Annotated in this window: 17 protein-coding genes; 8 read left to right on the top strand and 9 right to left on the bottom strand. The window is 61.1% G+C overall.

Annotated features, from left to right (window positions below; translation table 11 throughout):
• Positions 1-58 precede the first annotated feature (58 nt).
• On the bottom strand, positions 59-499 hold the full coding sequence (locus tag CAF73_RS06415; RefSeq protein ID WP_085702277.1) for an EamA family transporter: 441 nt from the start codon (positions 497-499) through the stop codon (positions 59-61).
• A gap of 53 nt (positions 500-552) precedes the next feature.
• Positions 553-2,736 (bottom strand): DNA helicase II, encoded by a 2,184-nt coding sequence (gene uvrD, locus CAF73_RS06420; RefSeq protein ID WP_085702278.1) that lies wholly within the window; start codon positions 2,734-2,736, stop codon positions 553-555.
• Between the two features lie 259 nt (positions 2,737-2,995).
• On the opposite strand from uvrD, the gene CAF73_RS06425 reads away from it, so the two are divergent.
• From CAF73_RS06425 to CAF73_RS06435, 3 genes are all read left to right on the top strand, one after another.
• On the top strand, positions 2,996-5,869 hold the full coding sequence (locus CAF73_RS06425) for a bifunctional diguanylate cyclase/phosphodiesterase (protein ID WP_085702279.1): 2,874 nt from the start codon (positions 2,996-2,998) through the stop codon (positions 5,867-5,869).
• Between the two features lie 149 nt (positions 5,870-6,018).
• Positions 6,019-6,885: a transcriptional regulator HexR gene (gene hexR, locus CAF73_RS06430; protein WP_007954250.1), complete on the top strand. Its 867-nt coding sequence runs from the start codon at positions 6,019-6,021 to the stop codon at positions 6,883-6,885.
• Between the two features lie 239 nt (positions 6,886-7,124).
• Complete coding sequence (locus tag CAF73_RS06435; protein ID WP_007962241.1) at positions 7,125-7,337, top strand: PA3496 family putative envelope integrity protein; 213 nt, start codon at positions 7,125-7,127, stop codon at positions 7,335-7,337.
• Here the strand turns inward: CAF73_RS06435 and CAF73_RS06440 are convergent.
• Positions 7,279-8,241 carry a LysR family transcriptional regulator gene (locus tag CAF73_RS06440; RefSeq protein ID WP_085702280.1) on the bottom strand — a complete coding sequence of 321 codons (963 nt, stop codon included), beginning with the start codon at positions 8,239-8,241 and terminating at the stop codon, positions 7,279-7,281. The two genes, CAF73_RS06435 and CAF73_RS06440, sit on opposite strands and share 59 nt — an antisense overlap.
• A 190-nt stretch (positions 8,242-8,431) precedes the next feature.
• On the opposite strand from CAF73_RS06440, the gene CAF73_RS06445 reads away from it, so the two are divergent.
• Positions 8,432-9,847: an acetyl-CoA carboxylase biotin carboxylase subunit gene (locus CAF73_RS06445; RefSeq protein WP_085696723.1), complete on the top strand. Its 1,416-nt coding sequence runs from the start codon at positions 8,432-8,434 to the stop codon at positions 9,845-9,847.
• Between the two features lie 11 nt (positions 9,848-9,858).
• Positions 9,859-11,667, top strand: a complete 1,809-nt coding sequence (oadA, locus tag CAF73_RS06450) for a sodium-extruding oxaloacetate decarboxylase subunit alpha (protein WP_085696724.1) — start codon at positions 9,859-9,861, stop codon at positions 11,665-11,667.
• 104 nt (positions 11,668-11,771) lie between these two features.
• Here the strand turns inward: oadA and CAF73_RS06455 are convergent, their stop codons facing one another.
• A complete protein-coding gene (locus tag CAF73_RS06455) occupies positions 11,772-12,815 on the bottom strand; it encodes an autotransporter domain-containing protein (protein WP_371918962.1) in 1,044 nt (347 codons plus the stop codon).
• Positions 12,816-13,411: 596 nt separating this feature from the next.
• The gene (locus tag CAF73_RS06460; protein ID WP_085702282.1) at positions 13,412-16,369 is read right to left on the bottom strand and encodes an autotransporter domain-containing protein; all 2,958 of its coding nucleotides are present in this window, start codon (positions 16,367-16,369) and stop codon (positions 13,412-13,414) included.
• Positions 16,370-16,609: 240 nt separating this feature from the next.
• Between CAF73_RS06460 and CAF73_RS06465 the strand changes: the two genes are divergently transcribed.
• Positions 16,610-17,962: a HipA domain-containing protein gene (locus CAF73_RS06465; protein ID WP_085702387.1), complete on the top strand. Its 1,353-nt coding sequence runs from the start codon at positions 16,610-16,612 to the stop codon at positions 17,960-17,962.
• Positions 17,959-18,237: a helix-turn-helix domain-containing protein gene (locus CAF73_RS06470; protein ID WP_085702283.1), complete on the top strand. Its 279-nt coding sequence runs from the start codon at positions 17,959-17,961 to the stop codon at positions 18,235-18,237. Before CAF73_RS06465 ends, CAF73_RS06470 begins: the two co-directional genes overlap by 4 nt.
• Before the next feature lie 30 nt (positions 18,238-18,267).
• Here the strand turns inward: CAF73_RS06470 and CAF73_RS06475 are convergent, their stop codons facing one another.
• From CAF73_RS06475 to CAF73_RS06485, 3 genes are read right to left on the bottom strand one after another with little or no spacing between them, the layout of a single operon-like run.
• Complete coding sequence (locus CAF73_RS06475; RefSeq protein ID WP_085702284.1) at positions 18,268-18,939, bottom strand: GNAT family N-acetyltransferase; 672 nt, start codon at positions 18,937-18,939, stop codon at positions 18,268-18,270.
• 12 nt (positions 18,940-18,951) lie between these two features.
• Positions 18,952-19,398 carry a GNAT family N-acetyltransferase gene (locus CAF73_RS06480; RefSeq protein WP_085702285.1) on the bottom strand — a complete coding sequence of 149 codons (447 nt, stop codon included), beginning with the start codon at positions 19,396-19,398 and terminating at the stop codon, positions 18,952-18,954.
• A gap of 10 nt (positions 19,399-19,408) precedes the next feature.
• Entirely contained in the window at positions 19,409-20,032 is a 624-nt protein-coding gene (locus CAF73_RS06485; protein ID WP_085702286.1) for an FMN-binding negative transcriptional regulator, read from the bottom strand.
• A gap of 92 nt (positions 20,033-20,124) precedes the next feature.
• Here CAF73_RS06485 and CAF73_RS06490 point away from each other — a divergent pair, with 92 nt between their 5' ends.
• Positions 20,125-21,678, top strand: a complete 1,554-nt coding sequence (locus CAF73_RS06490) for a PLP-dependent aminotransferase family protein (protein WP_085702287.1) — start codon at positions 20,125-20,127, stop codon at positions 21,676-21,678.
• Here CAF73_RS06490 and CAF73_RS06495 read toward each other — a convergent pair whose 3' ends face one another.
• Positions 21,679-26,292 carry a dermonecrotic toxin domain-containing protein gene (locus CAF73_RS06495; protein WP_234206166.1) on the bottom strand — a complete coding sequence of 1,538 codons (4,614 nt, stop codon included), beginning with the start codon at positions 26,290-26,292 and terminating at the stop codon, positions 21,679-21,681.
• Positions 26,293-26,350 lie beyond the last annotated feature (58 nt).

The following is a 26,350-nucleotide window of genomic DNA, read 5'->3' on the forward strand; positions in this document are numbered from 1 at the left end:
CAATAAGGCCATGTACTTTTGTCTGTAGGAAAAGGAGATAGGTTCAGCAGGAAATGGATCAACGCCGCAAGGCCAGCATCACCACTCCGGCGGTGATCAGGCCGATGCCGCTCCATTGTCGCAGGTCGAGTTTCTCACCCAGCAGGATCACACCGAGCACCGCCACGAAGACCACGCTGAGCTTGTCCACCGGCGCGACCAGCGACGCCGGGCCGACTTTCAACGCCCGGAAGTAGCACAGCCACGAAGCACCGGTGCCCAGGCCCGACAACAACAGAAACAGGTAGCTCTTGGCGGAGATCGATCCCAAGGACTGATATTGGCCCGTGACGTACAAAATCAAGGCCAGGCTGATCAATACGACGATTGTGCGCAGGAGGGTGGCAAAGTCGGAGTTGACGTTTTCGATGCCGATCTTGGCGAAGATGGCTGTCAGCGCGGCAAAAGTGGCCGAGAGCAGGGCCCAGAATGTCCAGGAGGAAAAAAATCCCGAGCCCATGGATGTTGCCTCCAGTGTCCGTTCCCGTGCTCAGCGCGGGAACGGACGTTGACTTATATGGCTTCCAGCTTCGCGTACCCGAGCATCAGCCACTTGCTGCCTTCGGCGAAGTTAACCTGCACCCGGGCCTGGGCGCCGGCGCCTTCGAAGTTGAGGATCACGCCGTCGCCGAAGATCGAGTGACGCACAGCCTGGCCAAGGCTCAGGCCGGTTTCCGGAATCTCGCTACCGCTGAACAGGTTGCTGCTGCCCATCGACGGGTTGCCGCCGAACGGTCGGCTGACGCTGTTCGAAAGGCGTACTTCCTGAATCAGGCCTTTCGGTACTTCCCGTACGAAACGCGACACCTTGTTGTAGGTTTCGCTGCCGTACAGGCGTCGGGTTTCAGCATAGGTCATCACCAGGTTTTGCATCGCCCGGGTAATGCCGACATAGGCCAGACGCCGCTCTTCCTCAAGGCGTCCAGGTTCTTCCAGGCTCATCTTGTGCGGGAACAGGCCTTCTTCCATGCCCACCAGGAATACGTAAGGGAATTCCAGGCCCTTGGCGCTGTGCAGGGTCATCAACTGAATGCTGTCTTCGTGTTCGTCGGCCTGAGTGTCGCCGGCTTCCAGCGAAGCGTGGCCGAGGAACGCGGCCAGTGGCGTCAGCTCTTCGTCTTCTTCAGTGTTCTCGAAGTTGCGCGCGGCGCTGACCAGTTCCTCAAGGTTTTCTACCCGGGCCTGGCCTTTCTCGCCTTTTTCCGCTTCGTGGTAGGCGATCAAACCGGACTGCTCGATGACGGTCTGGGTCATCAGGTGCAACGGCATCTCGGCGCACTTGGCGGCGAGGTTTTCGATCAGCTCGATAAACGCGCCCAGCGCACCGGCAGCGCGACCGGTCAGGCCTTTGTTGGCCACCAGCTGGCGCATGGCTTCCCACATCGACACATCGCTGTGGCGTGCATGGTCACGGATCGCCTCGACGGTTTTCTCGCCGATGCCACGAGCCGGGACGTTGATCACCCGCTCCAGAGCCGCATCGTTGCCACGACCTTCCAGCAAGCGCAGGTAAGCCATGGCGTTCTTGATTTCCGCCCGTTCGAAGAAGCGCTGGCCGCCATAGATGCGGTACGGAATGCGTTCACGCAGCAACGCCTCTTCCAGAACGCGCGATTGGGCGTTTGAGCGGTAGAGAATCGCGATATCGCTGCGCGCCAGGCCGGTTTTCAGCGCACTTTCGATGGTTTCGACCACGTAGCGCGCTTCATCGTGTTCGTTGAACGCGGCGTAGAGGTTGATCGCTTCGCCATCGCCGCCGTCTGTCCACAGCTCTTTGCCGAGACGTCCGGTGTTGTTGGCGATCAGGGCGTTGGCGGCCTTGAGGATGCCGGCCGTAGAGCGGTAGTTCTGCTCCAGACGGATGGTCACCGAGTCCGGGAAGTCCGACGAGTACTGGTGGATGTTCTCGATTTTCGCGCCGCGCCAGCCGTAGATCGACTGATCGTCGTCGCCGACCACCATCAGGCTGTCGCTACCCTTGCCCAGCAGACGCAACCAGGCGTACTGCACGGCGTTGGTGTCCTGGAATTCGTCCACCAGAATGTGTCGGAAACGCTTCTGGTAGTGCGCCAGCAGGCCCGGGTGATCGCGCCACAGGTCGAGGGCGCGAAGCAGCAGTTCGGAGAAATCGATGACACCGGCACGCTGGCACGCTGCCTCGTACGCTTCATAAATGCCGCGCATGGTCGCCAGGAACAGATCGCCGCTGGCCTGAATGTGTTGCGGACGCAGACCTTCGTCTTTCTGCCCGTTGATGAACCACTGGGCCTGACGGGCCGGCCAGCGTTGCTCGTCCAGCCCCAGCTCGCGGATTACCCGCTTGACCAGTCGTTGCTGGTCGTCGCTGTCGAGAATCTGGAAAGTCTGGCTCAGCCCGGCTTCCTGCCAGTGCGCCCGCAGCAAGCGGTGCGCCAGGCCGTGGAAGGTGCCGACCCACATGCCGGCCGGGTTGATGCCCAGCAATTGCTCGATGCGGTGACGCATCTCGGCAGCGGCCTTGTTGGTGAAGGTCACCGACAGAATCGAGTGCGGCGAGGCGTTTTCGACCTGGATCAACCAGGCGATACGGTGCACCAGCACTCGGGTTTTGCCGGAGCCGGCACCGGCCAGGACCAATTGACGACCAACGGGAGCCGCTACGGCCTGGCGTTGGGCATCGTTGAGGGAGTTCAGCAGAAGGGAGAGATCATCGCGCATCGGGGCATTCTAGGGTGCGCCGCAGGCCCGGGCAAACCGAGCTTTGCATTAGCCGATGAAAGTGCTGTCGATGACGACCGGTCGGTCACCGGCTACAGGCGTTGACCCGCCTGGCGTCGGGGCTTTGGAGGGGGACGAGCGGTGGAAAAGTTTCGGTGAAATTATGATCTGGGGCAGTTTGGCAAGTGGTTCGGCTTGTGTATGCTCCGTCCACGTTTCCGGGCGCATGCTCACACTTATAAGAACAAGAACGTTGCCTATGACCCTCAGCTTCGACCTGTCGGGCCCCTCCGTGGAGCCTCGGGTGATCCGCAAGCTTTACGCCACCCAGATGGCGGTCGAGCGCACGCGCCTTCTTTATCAGGGTTCGCTGTTACCCACCCTGTTCATGTTGATCAATGGTCTGGTCTGCGCCGGTCTGCTCTGGAGTCCGCAGCGTTATTTCGTGGTCAGCGTCTGGCTGGTGTGGCTGTTGTCGCTGGTGGCCCTGCGAGTGATTCAGGTCGCCGCGTTCGACTCGGCGATCCCTGATCGTCAGGCCCAGCCGATCTGGGGGCGGATGTTCCTGCTCGGCTCGACCATGACCGGCCTGACCCTGGCCGGCGCCGGCATCGCCCTGGTGCCCGCCGACAATTTCATGCAGCAGGCCTGGGTATTCGGCCTGATCGGCGCCGCGACCCTGTCGGCGAGCGTGGCCTACGCCGTGAGCATTCCGGCGTTTCTTTCCTTTACCTTGCCGTGCCTGTTGCCGGCCATCGGCTACCTGTTCTGGGGCGGTGACGAACTGGCGCGCGGCTGGGGCTGGCTCGGGCTGATCCTGCTCGGGTCGCTGAGCGTGGTGGCGTGGCAGGTCAACCGGCTGATCGATCGTGGTTTGCTGCGGCGCTTCCAGAACCAGCACCTGATCGAGCACCTGCAACAAGCGCAAACCCGCAGCGAACAGCTCAATCTGGAACTGGCGAAGGAAATCGAACACCGTCGTTGCGCCGAGGGCAAGCTGCGTGAAGCTCAGGTCGAGCTGGAAGACCGGGTCGCTCAGCGCAGCCGGGAACTGGACGTCGCCAACCAGGCGCTGAGCAAGAGCGAGGCGCGCCTGGCGCTGGCGTTGAAGGCCAGTGAGCTGGGACTGTGGGACTGGAACCTGCAGACCGACGAAGTTCACCACACGCAAATCCAGGAACTGTTCGGTCTGGATCCGGAATACGTCACCGGACTGCTCAGGCATCTGCGGCCGCGCCTGCATCCGGAGGATGTGCCACCACTCAAGCGGGCGTTGATCGAGCACTTGAAGGGCCGCACCGAGGATTATCAGATCGAATACCGCGTGCGCCATGGCGACGGTCACTGGGTCTGGATCGAAGACCGTGGCCGGGCAGTGGAGCGCGACGAGGACGGCCGGGTCATCCGCATGGTCGGCACCCGCCGCGACATCAGCGTCAGCAAAAGCCTGGAAGCCCAGCAGCAACTGGCGGCGACGGTGTTCGAGGCCGCCAGCGAAGGCATCGTGATCCTCGACCCGAATTATTCGCTGATCGCCGTCAATCAGGCTTTCAGCCGGGTCACCGGTTACGACATCGACGACATGCTCGGGCGCAATGTCGTTGAGTTGCCGTGCAGTCGCGATGCCCGCAGACATTACGTCGCGATCCGCCACGCGCTGGAGCAGAACGGCAGCTGGCAGGGTGAACTGGTGGAAACCCGCAAGAACGGCGAGCTCTATCCGCAGTGGCTGCAATTGAATGCCGTGCGCGACAGTCGGGGAAGTGTGAGCCATATCGTCGGCTTCTTCGCCGATCTGTCGGCGCGCCGCGAATCCGAGGAGCGCATGCGCTACCTGACCCACTACGACGAACTCACCGGTCTGGCCAACCGCTCGCTGTTCCGCGAACGCCTGCACGAAGCCCATCAGCGCGTGCGGCAGGGCGGGCGCCGGAGTCTGGCGTTGCTGCACATCAATCTGGATCGCTTCAAGCTGCTCAACGACAGTCTCGGCCATGAGATTGCTGACCAATTGCTGCAAAAGATGTCCCGTCGTCTGGTCAGTGCTCTGCCGGAGGCCGACACCATTGCCCGGTTGTCCGGTGATGAGTTTGCGGTACTGTTCGACGCCTACGGCAACCTGTCGAGCCTGGCGCGGGTCGCCACGCGACTGTCGACCAAGCTGCGTTTGCCGTTGACTGTGGAAGGACATGAACTGGTGGTCAGCGCCTCGATGGGCATCAGCATGCTGCCGGACAATGCGCGGGAGATTTCCGCGCTGGTCAGCCAGTCGAACATGGCCATGCAGCATGCCAAGCACCTGGGCGGCAACAATTTTCAGTTCTACACCGACAGTCTGCAGGCCAGCACGCTGGAGCGTTTGCAGCTGGAAAACCAGCTGCGCAAAGCCATCGAAGACAAGCAGCTCAACGTCTTTTATCAACCGAAACTGTGCCTGGCGACCGGTCGTCTCAATGCGGCAGAGGCGCTGGTGCGCTGGGACCACCCGACCATGGGCCGGGTGCCGCCGGGGGACTTCATCGGTCTGGCCGAAGAGACAGGGCTGATCGGGCCGATCGGCGAGTTTGTACTGCGTCAGGCCTGCTGGCAGGCGTGCGAATGGCAGCGTCAGGGACTGGCGCCGATCCGGGTATCGGTGAACCTGTCGGTGCATCAGCTGCGTCAGGGCAAACTGGTCAGTCTGGTGCGTCAGGTGCTGGAGGAAACCGGCCTGGCGCCGCACTACCTCGAACTGGAGCTGACCGAAAGTCAGTTGCTCGACAGCGTCGAATACATCATCGCCGCGTTCCAGCAGTTGCGGGATCTGGGAGTGAAACTGGCCATCGACGATTTCGGCACCGGCTATTCATCGCTGAGCTATCTGAAACGGATTCCGGTGGACTACGTGAAGATCGATCAGGCCTTTATTCGCGGGTTGGGTGAGGGAAGCGAAGACGCAGCGATCACCCGGGCGATCATTGCGATGGCTCATGGACTGTCACTGAAAGTTGTCGCCGAAGGTGTCGAGCGATCCGAGCAGTTGGCATTTCTGAAAGCTGAAGGTTGCGACGAAGTGCAGGGCTATCTGATCAGCCGTCCGGTGGAGGCGGTCGGCCTTGCCGCGTTGCTGCGTGAACAGGAAAAACCGCTGTAAGGGCTACATACAGCGCATGTCGCCTGATCCGGGGGTATCGAGTTACGCATTGAGCAGGCAAAAAGCCGATTCATGTAGTATAACTACAAGCTTGCTACATCCCTGGCATCTGGCCACAGCACATCTTTCCATAACAAGAGTCCAGCCCCTTGAATCTGCTGCAACACATCGCCCAGTCACGTCACCTGTTACGCAAGTCGGAGCTCAAGGTCGCCGACCACGTGCTGCTTGACCCTGCGGCAGTGATGCACAGTTCCATGGCCGACCTGGCCCACAGCGTCGGCATCAGCGAGCCGACCATCGTGCGCTTCTGCCGGGCCATCGGCTGTTCCGGTTTCCAGGATCTGAAACTCAAGCTCGCGCAAAGCCTCGCGGCCGGCGCCAGCTTCGGTCAGTTCGCGATCCATGAAGACGACTCTGTCGCCGACTACAGCCTGAAGATTTTCGACACCACGTTGCACACGCTGATGGAGGTTCGCGAGAAGCTCGATCCTCTGGAGCTGCAACGGGCGGTGACGCTGATGTCCCAGGCCCAGCGTGTCGAGTTCTACGGCTTTGGTGCGTCAGGCGCGGTGGCGGCGGATGCGCAGCACAAGTTCTTCCGTCTGCTGCTGACGGCGGCGGCATATTCCGACCCGCACATGCAGGCAATGTCGGCGGTGACACTGAAGCCCACCGACGTGGCGATCTGCATTTCCCAGTCCGGCCGTTCCAAAGACCTGCTGATCACCGCCAACCTCGTTCGCGAGAGTGGTGCGTCGCTGATCACCTTGTGCCCGAGCCAGACACCGCTGGCTGAGCTGTCGACCGTCAACCTGGCGATCGATGTTCACGAAGACACCGAAATCTATACCCCTCTGACCTCGCGTATCGCTCATCTGGTGGTGATCGACGTACTGGCGATGGGCGTGGCCATGGCGCGCGGGCCGAGCCTGGTCAACCACCTCAAGAGCGTCAAGCGCAGTCTGCGCAGCCTGCGGCTGTCGCCAAAGTCGGTGAAAGCACTGGATGACTGACGTCATCGCAAGGTCGTTCCGACCTTGATCGCGAGCAAGCTCGCTCCCACATTTGATTTCGATATGACACAGAGTTTGTGTACGTAAAACATCCCTTGTGGGAGCGAACTTGCTCGCGATGGCGGCCTCAAAAACGCCATCGCCATTTGCAAGTTCATCGCACTGTCATCCCCCCGCAGCCAAATCGTCATCCACCGCGCCTATCGTGAAACTCCCGTACTCGCCTTGGGAGACTCGAAATGGCTCAGCCCTACGAAGAACGCAACAGCGCCGCGAAAACCCGCCGTCAGCAGGAAGACCAGCGCCGCATGGAATTTCGCCGCGCCATCGAAGATCGCTTCGAACTTCGCCAGCTTCAGAGCGAGATCAGCGATTTTCCCGAGGACATCGAACTCAACTACTGGCAGGCAGCGCCAGCAGCTTCCCGTCGAAGCGCTCAACCAGCGCGCTGATTTGCACCCGTTCGCTGCGGATAAACGCCAGGAAGGCGTGGGCCACCGGTGACAGCCGTTTGGCTTTGGCTTGCACCAGGCACCAACTGCGAAACAGCGGCAATTCTTCGACCGGCAGCTCCACCAGGCCGCCGGTCGCCAGCTCCAGGTTCAGGGCGTGGCGCGTCAACAGCGCCAGGCCCAGACCTGCGACTACGCATTCACGCTGGGCTTCGGCCGACGCCACTTCCTGGGTCTGGGTGAAGTGCACGCGCTTCTCCTTGAAATACTCTTCGCAGGCCAGTCGCGTACCCGAGCCGGGTTCGCGGATCAGCAAGGTGTAAGGTTCCAGATCCTGCAAGCGCAGCGGGCCCATGTGCGCCAGCGGATGATCCGGGCGTGCCACGGCGACGATCGGGTTGTTGAGGAACGGCAGAAATTCCAGGCCCATGTCCTGCGGCACCATCGACATGATCACCAGATCGTCGCGGTTGTCGGAGAGGCGGCGGATCACCTGGCCACGGTTGACCACCGTCAGTTGCAGGTTCACTTCCGGATGCTGGCGCTTGAACGCTGCGAACAGGTGCGGCACGAAGTATTTGGCGCTCGATTCCACCGCCAGTTTCAACTGGCCCTGCAGTGAGCCCTGCATGTCCGACAGCTGCATGTCGAGGTTTTCCAGTCGGCCGAAGATGTCCCGGCTGGCACGCTGGAGTGCTTCGGCCGCTTCGGTCATGTAGAGTTTTTTGCCGACGTAATCGAACAATGGTTGGCCGATCAGCTCTTCAAGCTGACGAATCTGTAGGCTGACGGCCGGTTGTGTGAGCGACATTTCGTCGGCTGCGCGGCTGTAGGAGCGTAAATCACACACTTCGTTGAAGATCTGCAATTGACGCAATGTCATACGCATCAAGGACTTACGCATTTTCTACCGACTCTGGCCGTTGGCTGATGAGCTGACTATAAGTCTTTACTTATGCCTGACCCAATTTTTATTCATTTTTGTTAATCCCTTGTCAGCGCTAGTGTGGAGCCGAGACCAGATTGAAACATTTGGTCACGTGCCGACCTGGGTCTAGCAGGTCGTGGTGCCACCGGCTCAAGGGAACCTCCAAGTGATAACAAAGATCCTGATCGCCAACCGTGGTGAGATTGCCGTACGAATCGTGCGTGCCTGCGCCGAGATGGGCATCCGCTCGGTCGCGATCTATTCCGACGCCGACCGGCACGCCTTGCATGTGAAGCGTGCGGACGAGGCCCACAGCATTGGTGCCGAGCCGCTGGCCGGTTACCTGAACCCGCGCAAGCTGGTGAACCTGGCCGTGGAAACCGGCTGCGATGCGTTGCACCCCGGCTACGGTTTCCTCTCGGAAAACGCTGAGCTGGCAGACATCTGCGCCGAACGCGGCATCAAATTCATCGGTCCGGCGGCGGAAGTCATCCGCCGCATGGGCGACAAGACCGAAGCGCGCCGCAGCATGATCAAGGCTGGCGTGCCGGTCACGCCGGGCACCGAAGGCAACGTCTCGGGCATCGAGGAAGCGTTGAGCGAGGGCGACCGCATTGGTTACCCGGTGATGCTCAAGGCCACTTCCGGTGGTGGCGGGCGCGGTATCCGTCGCTGCAACAGCCGAGAAGAACTCGAACAGAACTTCCCTCGCGTCATTTCCGAAGCCACCAAGGCCTTCGGTTCGGCGGAAGTGTTCCTGGAAAAGTGCATCGTCAATCCCAAGCACATCGAAGCGCAGATCCTCGGCGACAGCTTCGGCAACGTCGTGCATCTTTTCGAACGTGACTGCTCGATCCAGCGCCGCAACCAGAAGCTGATCGAAATCGCCCCGAGCCCGCAGCTGACCCCGGAACAGCGCGCCTACATCGGCGACCTGTCGGTGCGCGCAGCCAAGGCCGTGGGTTACGAGAACGCCGGCACCGTGGAGTTCCTGCTCGCCGAGGGCGAGGTGTACTTCATGGAGATGAACACCCGGGTGCAGGTGGAACACACCATTACCGAAGAAATCACCGGGATCGACATCGTTCGCGAACAAATCCGCATCGCTTCCGGCCTGCCGCTGTCGGTGAAGCAGGAAGACATTCAGCATCGCGGTTTTGCCCTGCAGTTCCGGATCAACGCCGAGGACCCGAAAAACAACTTCCTGCCGAGCTTCGGCAAGATCACGCGCTACTACGCCCCCGGCGGCCCCGGCGTGCGCACCGACACGGCAATCTACACCGGCTACACCATCCCGCCGTTCTACGACTCGATGTGCCTGAAACTGGTGGTCTGGGCACTGACCTGGGAAGAGGCGATGGATCGTGGCCTGCGCGCCCTCGACGACATGCGTCTGCAAGGCGTGAAGACCACCGCCGCGTACTACCAGGAAATCCTGCGCAACCCGGAATTCCGTAGCGGCCAGTTCAATACCAGCTTCGTCGAAAGCCACCCTGAATTGACCAACTACTCGATCAAGCGCAAACCCGAAGAGCTGGCCCTGGCCATCGCCGCCGCCATCGCCGCCCACGCAGGCCTGTGAGGAATACAAGAATGAGCAAGAAAATCTTTGTCACCGATACCATCCTGCGCGACGCTCACCAATCGCTGCTCGCCACCCGCATGCGCACCGAAGACATGCTGCCGATCTGCGACAAGCTCGACAAGGTCGGCTACTGGTCGCTGGAATGCTGGGGCGGCGCGACCTTCGACGCCTGCGTGCGCTTCCTGAAAGAAGACCCGTGGGAGCGTCTGCGCCAGCTGCGTGCGGCGCTGCCCAACACTCGTCTTCAGATGCTTCTGCGCGGGCAGAACCTGCTGGGCTACCGCCACTACAGCGATGACGTGGTCAAGGCGTTCGTTGCCAAGGCCGCGGTCAACGGCATCGACGTGTTCCGCATCTTCGACGCGATGAACGACGTGCGTAACCTGCGCGTGGCGATCGAAGCGGTGAAAGCTGCCGGCAAGCACGCTCAGGGCACCATCGCCTACACCACCAGCCCGGTGCACACCATCGACGCGTTCGTCGCTCAGGCCAAGCAAATGGAAGCCATGGGTTGCGACTCGGTGGCGATCAAGGACATGGCCGGTCTGCTGACCCCGTATGCGACCGGTGAACTGGTGCGTGCACTGAAAGCCGAACAGTCGCTGCCAGTGTTCATCCACTCCCACGACACCGCCGGCCTGGCCGCAATGTGCCAACTCAAGGCCATTGAAAACGGTGCCGACCACATCGACACCGCGATCTCCAGCTTCGCTTCGGGCACCAGCCACCCTGGGACGGAATCGATGGTTGCTGCGCTCAAAGGAACCGAGTTCGATACCGGTCTGAACCTGGAGCTGCTGCAAGAGATCGGCCTGTACTTCTATGCCGTGCGCAAGAAGTACCACCAGTTCGAAAGCGAATTCACTGCCGTCGACACCCGCGTTCAAGTCAATCAGGTGCCGGGCGGGATGATTTCCAACCTGGCCAACCAATTGAAAGAGCAGGGCGCTCTGAACCGCATGGGCGAAGTGCTGGCAGAGATTCCGCGCGTGCGTGAAGACCTCGGCTTCCCGCCGCTGGTGACCCCGACTTCGCAGATCGTCGGCACCCAGGCGTTCTTCAACGTGCTGGCCGGCGAGCGCTACAAGACCATCACCAACGAGGTGAAGCTCTACCTGCAAGGCGGCTACGGCAAGGCGCCGGGCACCGTGAACGAGAAGCTGCGTCGCCAGGCCATCGGCAGCGAAGAGGTGATCGACGTACGTCCGGCCGATCTGCTCAAGCCGGAGATGACCAAGCTGCGCGCCGATATCGGCGCTCTGGCTACATCCGAAGAAGACGTGCTGACCTTCGCCATGTTTCCGGACATCGGCCGCAAGTTCCTCGAAGAGCGTGCCGCCGGCACCCTCACCCCGGAAGTGCTGCTGCCGATCCCGGAAGCGGGCAAGGTGGCTTCGGCCGGCGGCGAAGGTGTACCGACCGAGTTCGTCATCGACGTCCACGGCGAAACCTATCGCGTGGACATCACCGGTGTCGGCGTCAAGGCTGAAGGCAAGCGTCACTTCTACCTGTCCATCGACGGCATGCCGGAAGAGGTGGTGTTCGAACCGCTCAACGAATTCGTCGGCGGCGGTAGCAGCAAGCGCAAGCAGGCTTCGGCACCGGGCCACGTCAGCACCACCATGCCGGGCAATATCGTCGATGTGCTGGTCAAGGAAGGCGACACCGTCAAGGCGGGCCAGGCCGTGCTGATCACCGAAGCGATGAAGATGGAAACCGAAGTCCAGGCCGCGATTGCCGGCAAGGTCACCGCCATCCATGTTGCCAAGGGCGACCGGGTGAATCCGGGCGAAATCCTGATCGAGATCGAAGGCTGAGATAACGGCCTCGATACAACGCTTTAAACCTCGGGGGGGCATGTGCTCCCCTTTTTTTTGCTTTTCAGGCACTGCCGCAAGGTGCGGCAGCGCCTGGCCGGAACTCAGAACGCCATTCGCCACTGGCCCGAAATGCCGTGGTTGCGGCTGTCGGTACCGATCTCACCCGACAAGCCAACACCGAGTGTGTGGTTGGACGAGACGGCCAGATCAAGACCGGTGTCGAGCGTCAGGCTATTGCGATCCAGCTCTGCGCCGTAAACGGTGTAGTCATGGCCGCCGGTGACCAGACGTTGCCGGGTGCTGGTATAGGTCTCGCCGTACACGTGTTTCCACCCAGCGCTGAATCGTGGCGTGAGGCGCATGCCGTTATCCAGCGTGCTGACTTTCGCCATGCGCAGGCCGACGGTGGTGTTGAAGTTGCCTTGGGATTGAGCGTGAACCTTGAGCGCCGCCGCTCCGCCTTTCTCTGTGTAGCCGTCACGCTGGTAGCGTTGGTAGCCGAGGCCGACAAACGGTTCGATGCTGACGTTGGCCCTCCCCAGGTTGTATCCCGACTCGATGAACGCTTGTTGGGTACTGGCCTGGTAGTTGCCTTTGAGTCGGTCATGGAAGCGGCCGAACGCGACTTCGCGACGGGTGTTGCCTTCATGGTTGCTCCAGGCTGCGCCGAGCCGAAGTGATAGCGGGCCGGCCTGGCGCAAGGCGTAGGCACCGAGGTGCCAACTGTCGAGATCGCCGTCCAGCTCCTTGCTGTCGATGCGCGTGTCGGAGGTGCCGCCCATCAAGCCCAGGTGCCATGTTTCATCGAGGCGCCAGTCGGCGCCGAGCAGCAGCCCTTTGGTGGAGTGCTGCATCGGTTCAAATTCGCGATCGAGTTTCCCGCTGTGACCGATGGCTTGCAGCCACACCCTGCCGGTGTCTGCGTTGCCGGCCACATGGCGTGGTGAGTTTCCCGTCGAGTCGTGGGCATTGTCGAGTTGATGCATGGCCGACAGCAGGCTGGCGCTGACCGGCGTGACGCTGTTCAGGGTCGCATTGGCGAGTTTGGCATTGCTGCCGCCCGCCAGTTGAAAGTAGGCGAGGGTGGCCGTGTATTCGTCGGCAGCGAGCAGGGCGTCGATGGCTGCGTTGCCTGAAGTGGACACCTCTTTGGATTCGGGGGTTGCTGGCGCTTCGCTCAGAACGGGTTGTGCTGGAGGCGTTGGTTTTTCAATGCTTGCTTCAAGTGCACTGCCGCTCTTTGTAGTGGCGACTCTCTTGGCGTGGAGGTCATCGGCTGCATGAAGTGGCGCGGTTGGAGTCTCAGTGCTGGTAGGGAGGGCTTGCGGTGGTGGAGCAATCTTTTCCTCACTCACTGTTTCTGCCATGAGAAGCGGAGCAGGTTTCACCTTAGGAGGTGTGCGCGGGCTCCTGGTTTTCACCTCTTTCGCGACGGGCGCGTCCGGCTCCGGCTGCTCCGCTAGAGAAAATTCCACGCAACCGACTGCCAGCGCAACCGCCAGGACAAGATGTTGGAGCTTGTATTTGCATTGAATGGGCATTCAGTTCGTCTCATGTGAAAAGAGAACAAACTGTAAAAGTCGGTGCCAATGCGCCGATGCCGGGCAATTCCGAACCGTGTGCAGGTGATGGCGTCTGCGTTTGTAGCTCGGTCGTCGGCGGGAGGCGAGCCCGCCATGATTACCCAACCATCCAGACGCCTTTACCTACAACGCCCGCTGAAATCCGGATTGGCGAAATCTCAAAAACTCATCTGCCACTGCCCGACCAACCCGTGATTGCGACTGTTGTTGCCAATCTCGCCGCTGTAACCAAACCCCAGCGTATGCCGCGCCGAAACGCCCAGATCCAGCCCCGCTTCCAGCACCAGACTGTCCCGATCCAGAGAGCTGCCATCGACGCTGAACGCCGTGCCGCCGACGACGAATGCCTGGCGGGTCGAGCTGCTGACATCGCCGTAGGTGTGCTTCCAGCCAGCGGCCATCCGTGGGGTCAGGCTCATGCCATTGTCCAGCGAGCTGAGGTGCGCCAGGCGAACGCCGAAGGTGCTGCTGAAGTTGTCCTGGGTCTGGCTGTCGACCTGCAAGGCCGCCGCGCCGCCCTTTTCCTGATAGCGGTCGCGGTGATAGCGCTGGTAGCCGAGGCTGGCGAACGGTTCGGCGCTGAGGCGGCCGCTGCCCATGGCGTAGCCGAGTTCGGCGAAGGCTTGCTGGCTGTCGGCATCGTAATCACCTTTGGGACGATCACTGAAACCATTGAACGCGATGGTGCGTTTGCTTTCGCCCTGATGGCCGCTGTATGCGGCGCCCAGACGCAGGGCCAGCGGGCCGTTTTGATGCAGCGCATAAACGCCGGCGTGCCAGCTCTCGACATTGCCGTCGACACCGGTGGCGTCCAGGTCGGTCTTCGAGTAACCGCCGAGCACGCCCAGTCGCCATTGTGGATTCAATGCCCAGTCGGCACCGAGCACGCTGCCCTTGGTGCGTTGTTCCAGACCGCTGCTGCCGTGCTCGCCATCGAGCTTGCCGTAGCCGCCGATGGCCTGCAGCCAGAGCCGGCCCCGGGCGTTCGGATCATTCAGGTTGCGCGCTTCGGACGGTACGCCGTTGGCGGCGAGGATCGGGGTGTTGCGCTGATCGAGGCCGACCATCAAGCCGGGACTGCCGCCCATCTGCTGCATCGCCGAGAGCATGCTGCTGCCGATCTGGCTGCTGGCGCCGAGGGTGGCGCTGGTCAGATTGGCGTTGCTGGCGCCGGCCAGTTGCTCGATGGCCGCGCCCGCGGTGGATTGGGTGGTGTTGAGCAAGGCGTTGTACAGCGCGTTGTTCTTGCTCATTGAGGCCAGGCTGTTGGCGGCGTTGCTGGCGTTGCCGGTGGCGGCGAATTCATTGAACGCCACGTCATTGCGGGTGTAGGTCAGGTCGACCTGAGTCGGCGTGTAAGCGAGGGTCGGCGTGAGGAACGCGTAGTCGCTGGTGACCGCGCCGAACGTGCCGTTGACCCGCGCAGCCTGCAGCACCGTGTAGTGGCTCTGCCACGGATAGGCTCCGCTGCCGGGATTGACCGCCAGCGTCGCGCCGTTGAGGTTGGCCGTGCCGCCGACCTGGACCGGTGCGCTGCTGCCATCGGCGTTGACGCCGTAGGCGAGGGTCGAGGCGCTGCCCATGTTCAAGTCGTGCACGACGGTCGCGGTACCGAGGCGGGTGTCGGTGCGCAACGTGCCATTCAGGTTGAGGTTGCCCACCGACCCGCCGCCGGCATACACACCACCGGCGTCCACGGTCAGATTGCCGGCGATACCGCCCTGGTTGATCAGTGTGGCGCCGTTGCGCACGGCACCGCCGTCGCTGAAGTCGCCGCTGCCGGTGAGTGTCCAGGCGCCTTGTTTGACCTCCAGCCATTCAAAGTTGCGGCTGGCACCGAAGCTGCCGCCTGCCGCATCCTCCATCACTACGCGGTCATAACCGCTGCCACCATCGACCATGCCGACAAAGCGGCTGCCGCTGCGCAGGGTCAGATTGTCGTTACCGCCACCCAGGTCCAGCGCCAGGCCATTGCTGCCGCTGAAGGTGCCGCCGTTGATCACGTTGTCGGCGAACTCACCGACTAACTTCACGCCGAAACCGTCGAGGCCTTGAATGGTGCCGTAGTTTTCCAGCGTGGTGGCCGCCAGCCCTGAACCGCCGCTGCCGTCGTCCACCAGAATGGCGCTGTTGGCGCCGCTGATCAGGGCGCCCTTGGCGTTGAGGATATAACCGCCGCCCAGCGCGATGCCTTCACTGCCATTGGCAAAACCGCCCTTGTCCACACCGCCGGCGCCGACGCCCTGGATCGTGCCGTAGTTTTCGATGTGGGCGATCTTGTCGATGTCCACGCCGTCGCCGTCGCCATTGGGTTGCAACCCGGAATACGCGCCGGTGATGGTGCCGTGGTTGATCACCGTGCCGTCGCCATCGGAGCCGAAACCGGAGCCATTGCGCCCGGTGATCTGCCCGTAGTTGACCAGCGTCGCCCCCAGGTCAGTGGTGATGCCGTGCCGGCCACCGGAAATCACGCCGTAGTTGGTCACGCTGACGCCGGTCGCGGTGTCGATATCGATGCCGTCGAACTTCTGGTCGGCGTTGCGCGAGTCTCCGGTCGAGATCTCGCCGTAGTTGCTGATGGTGGCATTGGCGCCGGTCTTCATGCCGTCGCTGGCGTCGCCACGAATCAGTCCGCCCGCACGGTTGATGATCGTGGTTTTCACCCCGTCACTGCGCAACGCATCCAGATCCAGGCCCTGGCCGCTGGTCGAGCGAATGGTGCCGCTGTTGTCGATCAACAGGCTGCCGCTGATGAAGTTGCTGTCGATGCGAATCGCATCATTGGAGCCGAGAATCTGCCCGCCGCTGCGGTTATGGATCGCGTAATTGCGTGCCTGGGTCAGATCGCCGCTGCTGTCGATGGCCCGGCCGCCGGTGGAGATGATCTTGCCGGCGTTATCGATGATCACGCCGACACCGCTGGTGCTGTCCTTGAGGCTTACGGCCTTGCCGCTGTTGGTGATGCTGCCCGGCGCCGAAATCGTCAGCGTGTCGCTGCCGCCCAATGTCTGCGACGCGGTGGTGGCGGTGTCGATCTGCACGGTCTTGCCGTGGGCGGCGCTGGTGGCGATCAACAGGGCGATGGCAAGCGACAGACGCTGGGGCGGGAAGGGCATGGTGAGAACGTCCTTTTTGTTATAAGCGGGGCGTCCTGTATAGCGGAGGGTTTTTACAGAATGATGTCCGTGGCGGACTCAGCGGCATCTGCATTATTTTGCGTTTATTTGGAGGTTTAAATCCTGCATCTGCACTTTACTGCAGATCACTGAGTTTCTCGATCTTCCGAGATGCACTATATTGCATTTTTGGTCAGCCAAACGACCGCAACAATGCATTTAATTGCAGATGAGAGCCGCATGCACAACCTGACATTGCAAATATTCGACGCCGGCAAATGGCACGACGCGATGGTGTTGAGTTTCGACTCGCCCGAGAAAGGCTTCGAAAGCCGTTGCAGCTTTGGTTACGAGTCGGCGTATCTGGTCGAAAACATTGAGTTTATTGGCTCTCCATTTTCCAAAGCCGTGAGTGCGTTGTATCCCCTGGATTGGGAGGGTCGGCGATCCATCACGCCTGCATTCGTGCATGACATTGCACCGGCAGGCGCCGCTAGAAGGTTTCTCCTCGCACGTATGGGGCAGGAGAAACCTGCAGACATCAGTGCTGACCTTTATCTGCTCGGACGCTGCACTCCGGCTCCGATCGGCAACATGCGGATAAAAGAATCAGCCGAGACTGTCGACGAGCGCAAACCCATCGGGTTTCAACGCCAGGATGTCATCAGCCGTGACTACCGGTTTCTTGAATACGCGTATGAAATGGGGGCTGCGATTGGTGGTGCGACAGGGGCTGGAGGCGAAGCGCCCAAGATTCTTCTGGCTGAAGATCGTGCCGGACTTCTTTACCCCGATGCTGTGCTGGACGATGAAAACGTCCGTCAGCACTGGTTTGTGAAGTTTGCCCGGAATAAAGGCAGTCAAACCGATCAAGACATCCTGCGCAGCGAATACCACTACTATCAGGCGCTTCAGGCGCTTGGTATCGAAACCGTCGCTGCGGAAGGTCTGGCGTTAGAGGAAGCGAACAAACCCAGCTTGTGGATGCGGCGTTTTGATCGCCAAGTGACTGAGCGAGGTGTAGAGCGTTTTGCCGTGGAGTCGATCTACTCGCTGGCCGAGGTGACGACGCCAGGGAGCGCTATGAATCATATGGATGTCATTCGCATGCTTGCCAGGCTTTGGCGGGAAGCGGGGCAAGCGCACGAGATTCCGGCACTTGTCGCAGACTATTTGCGTCGGGACCTGATCAACAAGATTCTTGGCAACTCGGATAACCACGGTCGCAACACCGCAATCATTCGTGACGCCGACTCGTACCGTTTGGCCCCCATTTATGACTTGGCCCCCATGGTCATGGATGACGAAGGTGTGACTCGCACGACCAAATGGCCAAAAGAGCTGGAGAGGGCGGGAGATGTCGATTGGCGGGGTGTTTGCCGCGCATTGGCGGATATTTCCGATCCGGATGACCCATTGGCAGCGATGTCCGATGCACCGGAATCTTTCGAGCGGTTGCGTGAAGATGCGCAGTGCCTGGCCGAGTTGCCGGACATATTGAACGCGGGTGGTTTGCCTGAGCGGACAATGAATCATCCGGGCGTCCACCTGAAAAACCTGGAGCAACGTTTGAAAGAGTGGGATTTGAAATGAGCATGACCGTTGCCGAACGCACAGTGCTCATCGAAAGCATCCAGGAAGCGCTGGCTGAAGGAACCGTAGAAATCGGTGAAGCCGTTCGCCGTTTGCGCGTTGAGGTCACCGGGCTGCATCAGACCCAGTTCGCGAAGATGTGCAAAATTTCGGTACGTACGCTGGTGCACATCGAACACGGCGAGGGCAATCAGACGCTCAAATCGCTGAACGCCGTGTTTCGCCCGTTCGGGCTGAAGATGGGGGTGGTGCGGGTTCGACGCGATAACAGCTGAACCCGCAACACACTTAATCTCTATTGAGCTTTAAGCGCGGCACTCAACCAACCCCTTCACCTGCCCCTCGGCCGTCTGATTCTCATCGCTCAACCAGCGCTCGAACCCTGCCGCAATCGCCGGCCATTCCGAGTCCAGAATCGAGTACCACGCGGTGTCGCGGTTCTGGCCCTTGACCACCATGTGCTGGCGAAACACGCCTTCGAAGCTGAAGCCCAGGCGCTCGGCCGCGTATTTGGAGCGGGCGTTGCCGTTGTTGCATTTCCATTCAAGACGACGGTAGCCGAGGGCGAAGGATTCCTTGGCCAGCAGGTAGACCGCCTCGGTGCTTTTCGGCGAACGCTGCATCGGGGCGCCGAAGGTGACGTGGCCGATTTCGATGCGGCCCTGGGCCGGGACAATCGACATCAGGCTGAGGATGCCTTGCACCTGGCCGCTGGCGCGGTCGATGACGCTGAAGAAATACGGATCGCTGTGGGCGGCGTGATTGTTCAGCCAGTCGTTGAAGGCGCTGCGCTCCGGAAACGGGCCGTAGGGCAAATAATCCCAGAGTTTCGGATCGGCGCCGGGGCCTTGCAGAGCGTTGAACAGGTCGTCGCCGTGGCGCGCCGGGTCGAGTTTTTCCAGGCGGATGAAGCGGCCTTCGATCAGGGTGGTGGAGGGCGGCGGCACGCCTTTCCAGTCAGCGAGAGAAATCGTCATGCACGTGGCTCCTTAAATGGCTTTGCGAAACTGGATGAAGCCCGGGCGCTCGGCGATGCGCTCGTAGAGCTGGATCGCGGTGGCGTTGGTTTCATGGGTCAGCCAGTGCACCTTGCAGCAACCGTCGGCCCTGGCGGTGGCGTAGACGTGTTCGATCAGCAGCCGGCCGACGCCGGTGCCACGGGTTTGCGGCTCCACCAGCAGGTCTTGCAGGTAGCAGGAGTTTTCGATGCTCCAGTTCGAACGATGGTAGATGAAGTGCACCATGCCCACCGCTTTGCCGTCGGCCCAGGCGAGGGCGGCGTGGGTCGGTTCGTTCGGGTCGAGAAAACGCTGCCAGGTGCTTTGGCTGACGGTGTCCGGCAGCTCGGTGTTGTAGAAGCGCAGGTAGGCCTGCCACAGCGGCAGCCAGGCCGCGTGATCGGCAGCACTGACCGGACGGATGTCGATCTGACTCATGGTGATTTCCTTAACGCATCAAGTGAGCGAGGGTTTGATCGTTGATGTCGGGGCTGGCAGCCAGGCCTTCGCGCACGCCGGCGATATCTTCGGCGCTGCGGTTCTGGCTGAGCTTGCGCTTGCCTTCGAGGCGCTCGATCGGAATGGCGAAACCGACGATGGCCTTGAGCATGCCGTCGATGTAATCGGCCGGGGCATCGTCGACCGACCACGGTTGGGCGCGGCCCGCTTCATGGCGATCGGTGAGGGTGCTGACGATGTCCAGCAGCCGACCGCCATCGCTGAAGGTTTCGGCGTGACCGTAGGCGTGCACGGCGACGTAGTTCCAGGTCGGCACGACTTTGCCGTGCTCGGCCTTGCTCGGGTAAAAGCCCGGGCTGACGTAGGCATCGGCACCGGGAAAAATCAGCATGGCCTCGGCGCCGTCACGCAGGTCTTTCCACTGCGGATTGGCCTTGGCCAGATGCCCGTACAGCGTGCCGTTCGGACCTTGCTCGCGATGCAGCAGCACCGGCACATGACTGGCCTGCAAGCCTTGTTCGCCGTGGGTCACCAGGATGGCGAGGCGGGTGGCGAGGATCAGTTCGTGCAGTTGGGACAAGTCGTCGATGGCAAAGGCGCGGGGCGTGTACATGGAGAAAATTTCCTTGGCGAATGCCTGCATCGTAGGCAGGCTATTGGTCTGTTGTAAGAGCCATTGATGACCAATTTCATAGGTCCATTTTCATGCCCGATTCGCCCACGCTGTCGCTGCCGTTCAACCCCGCCGGTATCGAACTCGACCGCCGCAAAGGCCTGAGCTGTCAGCTCTACCAGGCCTTGCGCATGCGGGTGCTGGACGGGCGACTGGCCAGCGGCACGCGCCTGCCGGCCAGCCGCGATCTGGCGACAGCGTTGGGGATTTCCCGAAACAGCGTGGTGCGCGCTTACGATCAGCTGTATGCCGAAGGTTTCATCGAAGGCCGTGTCGGGGACGGCACTTATGTGGCGCAGTTGCCGCAATCGGTGACACCGGCACGAAAATTATCCACAAAAGTATCCACAGGGTTTTCAACAACCTTACCCACAGCCTTATCCACAATTTCGCTTAATTCCACTGGTGATTTATCCAGAGAAGTTATCCACAGCTGTGCGTTGCAACGGCTTGAGCGCAACCATTTGCCGACGCCACCCAGTGGTCCGCCACGAGCATTCCGGGTCGGTGTTCCGGCCTTCGATCTGTTTCCGTTCGACGTCTGGGCCAAGCTGAACGCGGCCTTCTGGCGCAAACCCGACTTGCAGCAACTGTGTTACGGCGACCCGGCGGGCGATGCGCGTCTGCGTGGTCTGATCGCCGCTTATTTGCGCAGTTCGCGCGGCATGCAGTGTTCCGCTGAGCAAATTGTGATCACCAGTGGCGCACAACAGGGAATCAGCCTTTGTGCACAGTTGCTGGTTGAACCGGGCGCCGGGGTGGGCATCGAGAATCCCGGCTATCGCGCAGCGGGTCATGCCTTCGCGCTGGCCGGTGGTCGGCTGCATGGCATTGCCGTGGACGAAGAGGGCATCGACTGCGCGGCACTGGCGGCTGCCGAAGATTGCCGGGTGGCGTATGTCACGCCGTCTCATCAGTACCCGACCGGGGTAGTGATGAGCCTGGCGCGACGTCTGGAACTGCTGGACTGGGCCGAGCGCACCGGGGGCTGGATCGTCGAGGACGACTACGACGGCGAATATCGCTACACCGGCGCGCCCTTGGCCCCGTTGGCTGCGCTCGACCGCCAGGGTCGTGTGTTGTACGTCGGCACCTTCGGCAAAGTCGCGTTCCCGGCGCTGCGTCTGGGTTATCTGGTGCTGCCTCCGGGGTTGGTGAAAGCGTTTGCGCAACGACGTGCGGTGGATGTCCGGCATTCTGAAGTCAGCACCCAGGCGGTGATGGCCGAGTTCATGGCGGCCGGGCACTTCCAGCGGCACATCCGGCGGATGCGTCGCGCGGCTGTGAATCGGCGCAATGCCTTGATCAACGGCTGGCCTCAAGGCCTGGCGGGCGTCGGCGAATTGCCGGCTGTGTCGGCCGGACTGCATCTCACGGTGGCAGTCGACAGCGTGGCCCGTGAGCAGCAGTTGATAGAGCAAGCCGCCAGTGTGGAGGTGGAAGTCCAGGGCCTGAGCAAGTATTGGCTGCCGGATTCGGTGACGCCGCTCGATCAGCGGGCCGGTCTGGTGCTGGGCTTTGCGGCGGTGCTGGAGCCGGCAATCGAGTCGGCTCTGGCCCGCCTGCGCTCTGTCTGGTGTGAATAGTTATCGGGTGCCCGCCGGCTGTGGCTTGAGGAACAGGTCACGCACCGTCGGGTCGACGATGCGGCGCATTGCATTGTCGACGGCATCGAAGGTGCTCAATGTCTGACGGGTCTTTTCATCGAGGGTCTGCAGATAGGCATCAGCGAATTTCAGGTGGGCGATGGTGTACTGGGCATCCGCGTCACTCTTTCGTTCGTAGTGGAAATGCGCCACCCACATCGGTCGTCCTCCTTTGGCCTTGTCGAGAATCCGGTATTCCTGAAAGTAATCACCCCGCTGTCGGGTTCGGATGCGACCGCGTTCGTCCTTGACGACGTCGACCTGACCGTTGTCGTACAGCCAGTGGAAATAGGTTTCCCGGGGCTTGCGCTGCTTGAGCATCTCCCCGTAGACGGCGTTGCCTTCGGTGCGTGTGATGGTCGCGCCGGCACGCAGATCCGGACTGAGAGCGGCAACCGGCCAGGAATCCAGTTTGGCTGCGCGCCTTTTGGCAAATACCGTGTCCACGTCATTGGCCGCCTGTTCCAGGCGTGCGGCCTGCTGGTCGAACATGTCTCTGATATCAGCGGGAATGCGCCCCGGACGCCGGGCACTTTCGCGAGTCCTCGTGATGAAGTCGTTGATGTCATAGCTCAGCTCCTGCGCTTTGTTGATCAGGTCACTGTCCTCGACTGACTGTGCCGGTTTCGGTGGTCGAGCGGAAATTTTCACGAACGGTGATTCTTCGTCCGACTGGGTCGTACCGGGCAAGCGGGCCTGTTCGGCGGTATTCTGGCGCGGACGGGTTTTGCTGACTTTGACCTTCGGTTGCGAAGTCGAGGGCTGCGGATCCTGTCTGGCGGGTGTCGCGATGGGCTCGACTTGAGGCTCGGGGACTTCGGCGATCAGGCGCTCGCGGGCCAGCTCACGGAACTCGCCGATCAGTTCGCGAATCCTGTCGATCCTGGCCTGGATGAACTGTGCAGGGTGTTTGGCGGGCAACTGTTCCATCTGATCGTCGAGACTGGAGAGAAGGTCATTCCAGTGTGAAAACTGCTCGATACGCGCGGCTTTTCCGTCCGCAGTGGCGGTTGTGCGTGAAAGTCCGAGCAGCTCGTGAGCGGCATCTGCAGCCTTGACGGTGATGATGCCGATGTCCTGCCGGGCGGCGTCCATTTCCGGTCCGGGATGTTCGACGACGCAGCGTTCAAAGGACATGCCGATTTCGTTGGCCTTCAGATCAAGTTCGCCGTAAGCGGGCATCAACCGTTTCAAGTCTGCGGCCAGTTTTGCGCTTTTGCCGGAATGCTTGACCAGTACAAGCAGAGAGCGATTCAGCGTCTGAAGGGTGGCGATCATTTCGTCACTGAGTGCTGTGGCTCGGGTCGCGATGTCGATCTGTTCACTGCGTGACAGGGGAGAACTGTTGTCAAAGCTGTCCGCGATCCTTTTGGACGTCATCGCATACAGGCGTATCTTCACCCGCAGCCATGAACCCAGGCAGCGATGCTGCTCGGCGGTCATGCGCATCAGTTGTGCCTGGTAGAAAACACCGCCGCCACCGTTCTGGTGCCAGGTCGCGAGCTGTTCCAGCGCCTGGGTGTAGCCCGTCCCATTCGTCATGGCCAGGTCCAGGTAACGTGGCGCAGCGCGCGAATAGGTGGCTTCGCTGTTGTCATTGGGCAAGGCGAGCAATTCGGTCAGCATGTCGCGCTTGTTTGCCGGTTCACGTGAGAAGAACAGTTGCAGGGCTTGCCACGCGGCGTCCTTCTCTTGTTCCTTGGCGCGCCGTAGCGCGTCGAGGCGACCGGTCGGACCGCCCCCACGCAAGCGCAGTTTCGGGTCCCAGTGCCATTGTCCGGATTTGTCGTCATATTTCAGGGGCATGCCGGTGCGTAGCGGGTCGTGCGGATGAATGATGTACACCGGCTCGTCCTTGCGGGCACTGACTTGAAACCAGCGGCTGCCGACCTGGGCATAGGTCTTGTCCGCGACCGTATAGAGGTGGTTGGTCGATGACACCTGTTTGTCGTGCAGGTCAGGGGCCTCGACCTTGAAACTGTCGAGCATCGCAGTGAAGCGCTCGCTGGAGTCCGGTCGCGGGAGGAGCGCAGGTTCCAGCAGTGTGAGATGGCCGGCGGGGATGTCTCCGGTGAGGGTGACAGGATCGTGGGTGACAGCCTTCGGGGCAGGTGACAACTCCGTTGGCTGGTTTTCGAAAGGTTCTTCGGCTTCCCGCAAGGTTTGCGGCGTTTCATGGGTCGCGCTCAATTGCGGATTCAGCGAGCGGTTGCGCCGTGCGACGACCCGGTGGGTCAACAGAATGCCGAGTGTCATCAGAATGTCGGCAGTCGATTGCCAGGTCATCAGGTCATCGCCGCGTTCATGGGCATCGATGGCTTGCTGAATCTGTTCGATGGTCTGCCAGACCCATACGGCGGCACCTGCCGCTCCGCTCATGAAACTGGAGGCGATACTGAAGATCGCCCAGCCGCTTTCGGCCAGCAATGCCCAGCGCCGCTCGCTGTTGGACACTGATTGGCGGTCGGCGAGTTCGATCAATGCCCGACTATTGGCTGCATGCAAGGTGCCCAGAATGTCTCCCGTCAGAGGCTGGTTCGCCAGTTTGATGGGGCCGGTCAGGTCCAGATGCATGAAGGGTTCGAACACCAGTTGGGTCACCGTCCACGGGGAAGGGAGCCCTGTTGCAAAAACATACTGCGAGTATTCGAAACTCAGCGAAGGCGAGCCGAGCCAGGCCAGTACGGAACTGCGCAATTCTCCGGGCTGGTACAGCGCGTACATCAGATTTTGCAGGGATGCGAACTGCATCAGTGGCATGTCCGTCATCGGTCGATACAACAGGCAAGGCCCCTGGCGATGATCGCGGGGGGCAATGATGAACATGTTGGTCACGGTGTCTGACTGACCGCTCAGGCGGCGAACGGGGGTAAACGCCAGTGGGCGGATGGTCACCGGATGCTCCTGCGACGGTTGATCGCCTGTGATGGCGTCCATCAACTGACGGATGCAGGCGTGACCCCGTTCATCGACGCCACCCAGATGTCGGAGTTTGCATTCCAGCGCCAGCAACGGCAGGAGTATGGGCAGTTGGCGCGTGTAGCGAGTCTTCTGTTCGGCAGCACGGACCGGGTCGTCGATAAGGTTGCGCTTGATCAGTTTCGGGTAGTGGAGGCCAATGTCGACCTGCTCTGCCAGGGCACTCAGGTAATCGACCGTCAGCCACGCCGGTAAGGCCCGGCCATCGTCGAAGTCGATGCTTGCCTGATACGGCGGGGTGTTTTGCAAGGCGAATTCACCCAGCGTCTCGCGAACCCGACTCAAGGGATTGGCGAGGGTGAAGCCAGCCGTTTCCATGCTGTCGGTCACGGTGATTCGCAAGCGGTCCAGCGGCAGGTCGGCGGCCCCCTCCGCGCGGGTATCGGCCAGTATTGCCTCCTGCATTTTTTGCTCGGCGTAGGGTTTGATTGCAGGAAGGTCATCGACCTTGAACGCGCCGTCCGCAGCCTCCTGACGCAACGCGCCGAGGTCGACCAGGTAGCGGCTGTAGGTTTGCAGGTCCGTCGCCGACGCCGCTTTCAACCAGTCTGGAATTGCCTTTTCCAACTGGTTGATCCGGTTTCGTTCCGGCGGGCTGAGTCGGTTGGTGTTCTGTGAGCCAGCCATGACCCGGTTGTCGAGGTGCTGACTGGCGGGATCCATTGCCGCGATGGCGACCAATTGATTGGCAACGAGTGCCTGGGCAACAGCGTCGAAGATATTGCCGTCGGGTTCGATCAGGCGCCACTGCAGCGGTGGTTGTGGGTGTTCGGGATCGATACGTTCCGGCAGGGAGTCTCCCAGTTGTTCCAGTGAATCGAACGATTCATAGCCGTCGTCAATGGTGTGCAGCAGAATTCGCTGCCGTTTGCCGAGGGTTGCCGTGATGACCAGGGCGCCGGCGACAAGCGCATGCGAGACGGTGCTGCCATCGACCTGGTCGATGTCCATGATGCAGGCTCGCAGTGCGGTGAAATGATCGCTGGCGGTCGGGCGTTCGGCTTTGTCCGGGTACTGCGCGACGAAGCGCGCCAGCAGGCACGCGTCGCTATCCCAGCCACTGGCGGTCTGAACATCGACAGCCGAGCGCAGTTGGTCGGACAGTACTCGCCAACGGGGCTGGTCCTGTTCGGTTTCATTCCAGTAATCCAGCTGGCGCTGCTGAAATGCGACGAACAGCAGAGGGGCATGTTCGTTCATCAATAAGGTGAGTTCATCCATGCTCACTGCCAGATGGAGCGGTGGATTGGAGAGGGGCATGCCTGTCAGGAAGTGTTCACCTTCGATGAACTCGGCGGTGGTCTTGTGCAGGCTTTGTTGTATCAGGACGTGGGTCAGCGTTTCGAAGTTGCAGGCTTCGACGGTCATCTGCGGCGCATCCATGTTGCGTACCGGTGTGGCGAGCAGGGTGTTATCCGGATCGAGGTGCTGGTCGGGGTAGCGTTCGCTCAATACTGTACGCAACAGTGTCGAGGCGATCTGATGCAGCGAATAGCCTTGACTGGCCATTTCGACCAGTCGGCTCTGTTTCAGCAAGGGAGGGGACACGTCGTGTGTCACTGCAGGTGTATTCACGGGCCTGTTCCATGGGTGAAGAAGGTAGCGGGATTGCTACTTCGATTCCGGTCCACGG

This window comes from Pseudomonas sp. B15(2017) (genome assembly GCF_002113215.1).
In the GTDB taxonomy this organism is placed as follows: Bacteria; Pseudomonadota; Gammaproteobacteria; order Pseudomonadales; family Pseudomonadaceae; genus Aquipseudomonas.